Source organism: Povalibacter sp. (genome assembly GCF_036735925.1).
Lineage (GTDB): Bacteria > Pseudomonadota > Gammaproteobacteria > Steroidobacterales > Steroidobacteraceae > Steroidobacter.
This window is the reverse complement of the sequence record NZ_DAINNK010000128.1, coordinates 1-9,155: the sequence shown is the minus strand read 5'-3', so window position 1 is coordinate 9,155 and position 9,155 is coordinate 1. Positions and strand designations below refer to the sequence as shown.

The following is a 9,155-nucleotide window of genomic DNA, read 5'->3' as shown; positions in this document are numbered from 1 at the left end:
TTCGCACACTGCAGCGCGCTCTTGCGACTGGAAGGACAGGGGGAGGGGCTTGGCGGACCCGGCGACGGCCGGGAAACACTGCGCAGATCGGCACTCTTCAGTCAGTTGGTACGCAGCGACGCGGTGTAGCGAAGCGAATCAGCAGGTGAAGTGGGCACAGGCCAAATGCTGCGGGGACATTCTTGGAGGTCGCGATGCATTCACCGGAGGTCTCGCCAAGACACTCCCCCTGGCCTCGCCAGTCGCCGGCCCGAAGGGCGCGCGCGGCGAGCATGGAACAACCTCAGCGCCAGCGATTCCCACCCTGATCCTGCACCGTCGCGAGCTGATCGCGACGCGGCAGACCCTGGAACGTCGAACCGCGGAGGAAAACTTTCGCCTGGCTGTCGGCTTCGAAGGAACTCGCCGCCCCTTCGATGTAGCTGTTGGCGATGTGCACGATGCCGTCGTGCACCCGAACGCCGGTGCCGGAGGCGACGATGTTGCTGTTGGTGATGTACAGCTCGCAGCCGCCGCGTACGGTGATGGCGTCGCCCTCGACCTGGAGGTTGCGGTTGTCGAGATGCAGCATGCGGCGGCCTTCGCAGATGATCGGCTCCGCGGCGTGCGGGCCTTGCGTTTGCGGCGTCGTGGTCACTGCCGGACCGGCGGAGACGACGCTGATGCCGGGGCCGCTCACGCGCAGCTGGCCGTCGACGCGATCGATGACGTAGGGCTTCGTGTCGTTCGTCGTCGCGACGGATTCGGCGGCTGCCGGCGGTTCGATCGGCGTCGGCTCCACAGCGGCTTGCTGTGGGGTGGGTTCGGGTGCGGGCGTTGCGGGTGCAGTGTCGGCAGGTGCCGGTTGCGATGCCGGCGTCGCCGGCGCGAGCGGCAGCGGCTTGCGCAGCAGCTGCGATACCGGCGCCGCAGCGATTTCCTGCAGCGGTACGGCGGTGACTTCGCCCGTCTGCCGATCGCGCAGCGTGAACACGCTGGCCTTCTCGTCGGCGGCGACGATCTCCACGTCGGGGTTGCGCGCCAGTGCCGAGCGCGCCCACTGCAATTCGGAGCCTTCCTGTTTCGCGCAGGCGCTCGCGAGGGCGACTGCCAGCAGCGGCAGGATCCAGCGAACGTTCCGTGTCGAGGCAGAGCTGCGCTTCATGGGACCCCCGTTTCCGAATTTTGCGGACGGGCTATCTTGCCCCTTCCCCCGCTCGCGGGGGAAGGCTGGGATGGGGGCAGCGGAGAAGGGAAATCAGGCGGATTATGTCGCTCCGCGGCCGGCATGCCAGCGCTTCAGCAACTCGGCTTCGCGTTCCGCCGTGAGGCCAGCCCGCAGCTTCTGCTGCTGTTCCGCGGGTCGTTGGCTCTGCCAGGCCAGTGTGTCGGCGACCGTCACGGAGACGTCGCGGAACTTCATCCCTCTGGCGATGGCGCGTGCCGGACTGACGAGCGTCGCGCCGGCGAATTCGCCGGTCGTCGGCGCCCAGATCGGCAGCTCGTTGCTGTCGAGCAGTTTCTGCTGCTCGATGAACGGCAGATCGACCCAGGTGAAACGCGTGTCCGACTTCGAGATGCGCTTCGCCGTCTCCAGCAGCTCGCCCATCGTCACGGAGCGCGGCGGATTGCAGGCGTTGTAGCGACCGGGAATGCGCTGCTCGACGCACAGCTTCACGAAGTCGGTGAGATCGCGCACGTCGATGAACTGCACCGGACCATCCGGCGTGCCAGGCGCGAGCATCTCGCCGCCGCGGGCCACGCGCACCGGCCAGTAGGTGAAGCGGTCCGAGGTATCTCCCGGTCCGACGATGTAGTGCGGCCGCACGATGCAGGCCGCATCGCCGTAGGTCTTCTCGACCGCCTGCTCGCACAGCACCTTCAGTGCACCGTAGTCCTTGTTGAGATCTTCGCTGCCGGGCGCCGACAGCGTCGCGAGCTTGTAGTCCTCGTCGATGTTCGGCGCCGTGAGATCGGCGTAGGCGGAGATGCTGGAAATGAACAGGTAGTACTGCGTGTGGCCCTTCAGCAGATCGGCCGAGAGCTGCACGTCCTGCGGGAAGTAGCCGGAGTTGTCGATCACCACATCCCAGTCGCGCTGCTTCAGCGCATCGACCTGTCCGCGGCGATCGCCGTGGAGTTGTTCGACGTCGGGGAACAGGCCGGGATTGCGCTTGCCGCGATTGAACAGCGTGAGCTTGTGGCCTGCGCCGCGCAGCGACTCGACGAAGTGCGGCCCGATGAAGCCGGTACCACCGAGGATCAGCACCCGCAGCGATTTCGTCGCCGCGACTGCCTCACTGCCGAACATGCCGGCGGCCAGCGTCGCCGCACCCAGTTTCATCGCATCGCGTCGATTCATGGTCGTGCCTCGAAGAAGAAGGCGAGGAGAGTAACCGCAGACGATGCAAGGATTGCGGCGCCAAAGACGGAGTGAGGCTGGATTGCGACGAGTTGTGCCAAGCGGAAGAGGAATGGCCGCAAAAAGGCGCAAAAGTCTCAAGGGTCAGAAAGACCAACCAAAACGTTCTCTTTTCTTACTTTGAGACCTTTGCGCCTTTTTGCGGCCATTCTCCCTCTCTTACTCCGTAACCGCCGGCGCCACCGCCGCGCCCGGTCCCGGCTTGTTGTACTGCTCCAGCCACTGGCGGTTGGTCTCGTACCAGAACAGCGAGTTCTGCGGTTTGAGGATCCAGTGGTTCTCGTCGGGGTAGTACACGAGCTTGCTGGGGACGCCGCGCTTCTGCAGCGTGTTGAACAGTTCGAAGCCGTGGTTGACGTTCACGCGCAGGTCGAGCTGGCCGTGGATGATGAGCGTCGGCGTGTTGAAGTTCGCGGCGAGCAGGTGCGGCGAGTTGCGGTTCAGGCGCTCGAAGTCTTCCCAGTATTCGCCGTAGCGCTGCTTGGTCGCGCCGAAGTCCGTGGCCGTGTGCGTGTACAGGTCGTACACCGCGGCGTGCGCGACCAGGGTCTTGAACGGATGCGGCTTGCCGAGCAGCAGGGTGGCGAGATAGCCGCCGTAGCTGCCGCCGCCGGCGGAGAGACGGTCCGCATCGATCCAGGGCTGTGCCGTGAACCACTCGGCGGCCTTGATCGTGTCCTGGTAGGGCAGGTCGGCCCATTCCTTCGTGATCGAGTCGGCCCATTCCTGGCCGAAGCCGCTGGAGCCGTGGAAGTTGTGCCAGGCGGTGACATAGCCCCAGTTCGCGAACACCTGCGCGTTCCAGCGCCATTGCGTGCCGTTGGTGATGCCGTTGTGCGGACCGCCGTGAAGCAGCAGGTGCAGCGGCCACTTGCGATCGGGCGTGAAGCCGGGCGGATAGATCACCCACATCTGCACGTCGGCGCCGTTGGCGCCTTTATAGGTGACGCTCTCGACCTTGCCGAGCGTGAGGTTGGCGAGTGCGGCGTCGTTGAAGTCGCTGAGCTTGGTCGCTGCGCCCGTGCGGGCGATGACGCTTACCAGCGTCGGCGGTTCAGAGAAGCTCTCGCGCAGGCCGATGATGACAGGGCCGCTGCCGGCGACTGCGAGTGAACTGAAACTGCTGGCGCCGGTGACGGCGCGCGGCGTACCGCCGCCGACATCGAAGCGGTAGACGCGCCGCGTGCCCGCATCGTCGATGGCGCCGAACAGCGCCTGCGAATCGGGCGACCAGACGATGCCATCGGCCGAGCGGTCCCAGTCCTCGGTGAGATTGCGTGCGGCGCCGCTCTTGCGCTCGAACAGCATCGGGCGCGCGCGGTCGGCGTAGAAATCCTTGATGCGCTGGCTGCGATACGCGAGCAGGCGGCCATCCGGGCTGTACAGCGGCGTGGCGTCGTCCGCGGGATTGTCGGCGGTGATGTTGCGCGGTGTGCCGCCGTCGATCGGCATGACGAAGATGTCGAAGTTCGGATCGATGCCGCTCCTGTCGACATTGGCGGAGAAAGCGATCTCGGTGCCGTCGGGAGAAATGTCGTACGAGTTCTGATCGGCGTCGCCGACGTCGAGCGAATAACCGGAATCGCGCGTGATCGCCTGCGGTTCGCCGCCGTCGATGCCGATCGAGTAGACGTGCGGCTGGCGATCGTCGAGGAAGTGATCCCAGTACGAGAACGGCGCCTTGTCCCAGACCTTCGCCGTCATTTTCGAATCGGCGCGTTCAGTGAGGCGCGCCTGCGTTTCGGGCCAGGTCTTCAGATCCGGCCACACCGAGGCGATGAAGGCGATGCGGCGCGAATCCGGAAACCACTTCGGCGAACCGGCGCCGGTGGGCACGTTGGTGACGCGGCGTGCTTCGCCGCCGTCGACGCGAATGACATAAATCTGCGCTTCCTTGTCGTCGCCGCGTTTGGAGACGAAGGCGATGAGTTCGCCGTCGGGACTCCACGTCGGCGAGGAATCGCCGGCGGTGCCGCTGGTGAGCTGTCGCGGTTTTCCTGACTTGGTGGGCACCAGCCACAGATCGGCGTCGCCCTTGTTCTTGTCGATGTCGTACGTCGTCACGGGCACGACGGCGAGTCGGCCGTCCGGCGAAATCGCCGGTGCGCCGAGCCGCTTCAGTTTCCACATCGCCTCGGCGGTGTAGGGCTCGGCGGCGAGCGCGGCCGTCGCTGCCAACGCGGCGAGCACCACGAACGGGGCGCACAGAAGCAGCGTCGGATACGGTTTTCCCTTAATTCGGCGAGTTGCCGGAACTGTGATGCTCATCAGGAACCTCGACTGCCGTTCGAATTCCAAGAGTGTATCGAAGGTGACGTAAGTTGCCTGCCGGCGCATAAATGGCGCTGCGGTTTCCGTACCTGAGACCTGCATCCATTTCCGCGCGCCGGCCCGATCGTAAGATCCGTCTTCATCGTCGAACGCTGCGCAGCTGCCACGAACATGGATCTGCGCAGTTGCTCAAACCAGCGAGGGTCTCCTCAAAGTGATTCAAGCCAAACATCGCAGCCGTCTTCCGTTGCCGCAGCCCGCCTCGGTACACATCCGCCGTTCCTATGCCGAATCACGATTCGGCCAGGTGCACGTGTGGACGGCGTACCCGTCCGGCGGTGGCTTCGACGAACGCACGCCGCTGCTGTGTCTGCATCATGCCGGCGGTTCGGGCCGCTTCTTCGCGCCGATGCTGCGCGAGCTGGGCGCGGACCGCAGCGTGTATGCCATCGACCTGCCGGGCCACGGCACGTCCGATGCGCCGACCGCGAAGTTCTCGGTGGCCGAGCTCGCCGGTGCGATCGGCGATTTTCTCGACAGCCTGCGTCTGCGTTCCGTCGATGTGTTCGGCTACCAGCTCGGCTCGCTGATCGGTGCCGAACTCGCCATTGCCCGTCCGCAGCAGGTCCGTCGCATGATGGTGTGGGGCGTCCCCGGCTATTCGCCGCAGGATCGCGTCACCGTGCTGCCGCAGGCGATGCGCGAAGACGGCAGCGACGTGATCGAGGACTGGCGTCGCGCCCTCGAGAATCGCGGCCCCGGCGTTCCCGTCAATGCAGTTGCTGAAGATCTGGCCGACCGTCTGCGTGCCGGCGCCTCGGCGGCCCGCGCCGCCGCGGCAATGGCCGAATACGCCGTCGGCGAACGCCTGCCGCTGGTACGTCAGCAGACCCTGGTCATGCGCCTCAAGGACGAGTTCTGGGAAACCGCACCGCGCGCCCGCTCGGCCCTGCCGGCGTCCACGATGCTGGATCTCTCGGACTACGGACAGGGATTCATCAGCGCGGCACCGCAGCGGTTTGCGGCGGTGGCGAAGGAATTTTTCGATCGCTGAATTCGGAATAGCCGCAAAAAGCGCAAAAGGCGCAAAGGTTTCGGATGGGATTCCGGACCTTTGCGCCTTTTGCGCTTCTTGCGGCCAATGTTTTTTCCGAATCTGTCCGGCGTCAGTAGCTTCCGCGCTGCCAGCTCCACGCACACGCCAGCCCCGCAATCACGCACGTCGTCAGCCAGCGGCTCGCAATGAGCAGCGTGGTGCCGGAGCTCATCTGTCCCGCGCGCCCCGTGCTGATCACGGCCGGCGTTGCCAGCATCACGCTGGTGATGCCGCCGAAGATCAGGCCGCGCTGCCACCAGGTCACATCGACCAGCGCCGCCAGTCCCCAGCTGATCCAGAACAGGCCGCCGAGGCCGATGCCGGCGAACAGATGCAGGAAGATGTCGGGGACGTCGAGCTGACGGTTCGATGCATTCGCAATGCGCAGGCGCGGATGCAGCATCTCGGCGATCGACCAGAGCACCGAGTGGGCGAGCAGGCTGACCAGTCCGCTCAAGGCCCCGGTCAGCAGCAGGTAGGAACGCTCCATTCTTCTTCTACAGCTTCGGCAGTTGTTGCAGACCGCCGATCAGCCGATCGATCTCGTCGTGCGAATTGAAGATGTGCAGCGACAGGCGCAGGGCATCGGCGCTCGCCGGCCAGTTCAGCGCGGCCACGTGGACGCGATTGATGCGCGCCAGTGCACCGGCCACTTCGGTCGCGATGCGGCCGGGCATCCGGAAGGTGAGGATGCCGGCCCACATGCCCGGTGCGCTGGGCGTGAGGATCTCGACGCCTGACACCTGCGGCAGTCGCATGCGGGCATAAAGCACCAGTTCGCGCATGCGCGCTTCGATGCGCGCACGGTTCACCTGCTCCTGGAAATCGAGTGCCGCTTCGCTGCCGCGCAATGCCGGCCAGAGCTGCGGCACGACATTGCCGAAGCGGTGCAGCGCCGCCGGCACGTCGTCGTTGCCCGCGGAGCGCGTCGGCGTGGAAATCGGTGGCGACGCGTCGAAACCGCGGGGTTCGGTCGGCCACACCCGGTCCTGCATCTCGCGGCGCGCGAACAGCAGGCCGCTGCCCTGCGATCCGGCCAGCCATTTGTGAAATCCGGTCGCGTAGAAATCGCAGGCCAGATCGTGCAGCTGGAACGTGATCGCGCCGAAGGCCTGTGAGCCGTTCACGACGGAAACGACATTGCGCGTCCGTGCCAGGAAACACAGCTCACGCACCGGCATCACGATGCCGTCCGCATACTGGACGTGATTCAGTACCAGCACGCGAGTGCGTTCGGTGAATCCCGCGGCCATGGCATCGAACAGCAGTTGCGACGTTGCGGGCTGAGCGGGCAGGGCGACTTGCTTGACGACGATGCCGCGGCGGCGTGCCAGCGTCAGCCACGGACTCAGCGCGGCCGGATGTTCCTGAGTCGTCATCAACACTTCGTCGCCGCTCGACAGATCGAGTCCCGCGGCGACGAGGCTCAGCCCTTCGCCCGCGCCCCGCGTGAACAGGACTTCATCCGGGTCGCAGCCGCCGAACCGCGCGAAGCGGCCCGCCAGCCGGGTGCTTTCCACGCTCCAGCGGCTGCCGTTCGCGAACGAGGGCAACTCGTTGCTCTGGATCTCGCGCGCCCGGTATTCCGAGGCCATCGCCATGCGCAGGGTGGGCGCGATGCTGGCCGTGTTCATCCAGGCCTCGCGCACGTCCGTGACCGGCTGGACCCGTACCCATTGCCACAGCTCCTTGGTGATCGCCGGCGGCTCGAACTGCGCATTCGCGACCTCGCCCGTGCCGAGGGCGGCGGTCGCCAGCGCGCCCGTGACAGTGGAAGTCAGCAGTTCGCGGCGGGTGAGACGGGCTGTGGGATCGCGGTCGGAATCGTGCATCGACGGGAGTGGGGCCGGGTGAGGGCCGGTATTATTGCCTACTTTCCTGCTACCGTACCGGGCCTGGCCACGCTCCGTTCACAATGTCCAACGATTATCTCGAACGCATCCTCAAGGCGCGGGTCTACGACGTCGCCATCGAATCGCCGCTCGAAGCTGCGCCGCGCCTGAGCCAGCGGCTCGGCAACGACGTGCTGTTCAAGCGCGAAGACCTGCAGCCGGTGTTCTCGTTCAAGATTCGCGGCGCCTACAACCGCATTTCGCATCTGTCGCAGACCGCGGCCAGCCGCGGCGTGATCTGCGCCTCCGCCGGCAATCATGCGCAGGGCGTGGCGCTGGCCGCGAAGCGTCGCGGCATTCCAGCCACGATCGTGATGCCGCTGGCGACGCCGCAGATCAAGGTGCGCGCGGTGCTCGATCGCGGCGGCGATGCGGTGCTGCACGGCGAGGACTACGACCAGGCGTACGAACACGCCATGCAGCTCATGCGCGAGCGCCAGCTCGCTTTCATTCATCCCTTCGACGATCCGGATGTCATCGCGGGCCAGGGCACGATCGGCGTGGAAATACTGCGCCAGCACGCCGGCGATGAAATCGACGCCATCTTCGTGCCGGTCGGCGGCGGCGGCCTGATTGCCGGCATCGCCGTCTACGTGAAGAGCCTGTTTCCGAAGATCCGCATCATCGGTGTCGAACCGGAAGATGCGGATGCGATGTACCAGTCGCTGCAGGCGCACAAGCGCGTGAGCCTGGAACGCGTCGGCACGTTCGCCGATGGCGTCGCCGTGCGGCGTGTCGGCGAAGAGCCGTTGCGGCTGTGCCAGCAGTACGTCGATGAAGTGATCGTCGTCAGCAACGACGAGATCTGTGCCGCGATCCAGGACATCTTCGAAGACAACCGCGCCATCGTCGAACCGGCCGGTGCGCTCGGCGTTGCCGGCATCAAGAAGTACGTGGCGCGCGAGAACTGCCAGGGACGCACGTTCATCGCCATCAACTCCGGCGCCAACATGAACTTCGATCGCCTGCGTCACGTGGTCGAACGCGGCGACATCGGTGGGCAGCGCGAGGCGACCATTGCAGTAGAAATTCCCGAACAGAAGGGCAGCTTCCTGCGTTTCTGCGAAACGCTCGGCCGGCGCAGCGTCACGGAATTCAACTATCGCTACAACGAAAACGGTTTCGCGCACCTGTTCGTCGGCCTGGCGCTCAATGAAGGTCATCGCGAAAAGGAACAGGCGATCGCCCAGCTACGCGAATCCGGTTATCCGGTCGTCGACCTGAGCGACAACGAGATGGCAAAGCTGCATGTGCGCTACATGGTCGGCGGCCATCCCGGCAACATCGAACACGAACGCCTGTTCCGGTTCGAATTCCCGGAACGTCCGGGCGCGCTGCTGAAGTTCCTGCATTCGATCGGCACGCGCTGGAACATCACGCTGTTCCACTACCGCAATCACGGTTCGGACTACGGCCGCGTGCTCGCGGGCGTGCAGGTGCCGCCGTCGGAGAGCGTCGACTTCGACCTGCACGTGCGGGAACTCAAATATGTGTA

General features: G+C 65.5%; 7 protein-coding genes. 2 read left to right on the top strand and 5 right to left on the bottom strand.

What is annotated here, in order from left to right:
- Positions 1-283: 283 nt before the first annotated feature.
- From V7D81_RS22265 to V7D81_RS22255, 3 genes are all read right to left on the bottom strand, one after another.
- Complete coding sequence (locus tag V7D81_RS22265; protein ID WP_324320452.1) at positions 284-1,144, bottom strand: hypothetical protein; 861 nt, start codon at positions 1,142-1,144, stop codon at positions 284-286.
- Positions 1,145-1,246: 102 nt separating this feature from the next.
- Complete coding sequence (locus tag V7D81_RS22260) at positions 1,247-2,341, bottom strand: NAD-dependent epimerase/dehydratase family protein (RefSeq protein ID WP_324320450.1); 1,095 nt, start codon at positions 2,339-2,341, stop codon at positions 1,247-1,249.
- Positions 2,342-2,560: 219 nt separating this feature from the next.
- Positions 2,561-4,669 carry a S9 family peptidase gene (locus tag V7D81_RS22255; RefSeq protein WP_324320448.1) on the bottom strand — a complete coding sequence of 703 codons (2,109 nt, stop codon included), beginning with the start codon at positions 4,667-4,669 and terminating at the stop codon, positions 2,561-2,563.
- Positions 4,670-4,919: 250 nt separating this feature from the next.
- Between V7D81_RS22255 and V7D81_RS22250 the strand changes: the two genes are divergently transcribed.
- Positions 4,920-5,726 (top strand): alpha/beta fold hydrolase, encoded by an 807-nt coding sequence (locus V7D81_RS22250; RefSeq protein WP_324320446.1) that lies wholly within the window; start codon positions 4,920-4,922, stop codon positions 5,724-5,726.
- Between the two features lie 112 nt (positions 5,727-5,838).
- Here V7D81_RS22250 and V7D81_RS22245 read toward each other — a convergent pair whose 3' ends face one another.
- On the bottom strand, positions 5,839-6,258 hold the full coding sequence (locus V7D81_RS22245) for a hypothetical protein (protein ID WP_324320444.1): 420 nt from the start codon (positions 6,256-6,258) through the stop codon (positions 5,839-5,841).
- Positions 6,259-6,265: 7 nt separating this feature from the next.
- A complete protein-coding gene (locus V7D81_RS22240; RefSeq protein ID WP_324320442.1) occupies positions 6,266-7,600 on the bottom strand; it encodes an aminotransferase class V-fold PLP-dependent enzyme in 1,335 nt (444 codons plus the stop codon).
- Positions 7,601-7,683: 83 nt separating this feature from the next.
- Here V7D81_RS22240 and ilvA point away from each other — a divergent pair.
- A partial coding sequence (ilvA, locus tag V7D81_RS22235) for a threonine ammonia-lyase, biosynthetic (protein WP_324320440.1) occupies positions 7,684-9,155 on the top strand: 1,472 nt, incomplete at its 3' end.

Excerpts from the sequence above, each read along its gene's own strand:
- V7D81_RS22245 (WP_324320444.1), bottom strand. The coding sequence starts at position 6,258 with ATGGAGCGTTCCTACCTGCTGCTGACCGGGGCCTTGAGCGGACTGGTC.
- V7D81_RS22255 (WP_324320448.1), bottom strand. The coding sequence starts at position 4,669 with ATGAGCATCACAGTTCCGGCAACTCGCCGAATTAAGGGAAAACCGTAT.
- V7D81_RS22265 (WP_324320452.1), bottom strand. The coding sequence starts at position 1,144 with ATGAAGCGCAGCTCTGCCTCGACACGGAACGTTCGCTGGATCCTGCCG.
- V7D81_RS22240 (WP_324320442.1), bottom strand. The coding sequence starts at position 7,600 with ATGCACGATTCCGACCGCGATCCCACAGCCCGTCTCACCCGCCGCGAA.
- V7D81_RS22260 (WP_324320450.1), bottom strand. The coding sequence starts at position 2,341 with ATGAATCGACGCGATGCGATGAAACTGGGTGCGGCGACGCTGGCCGCC.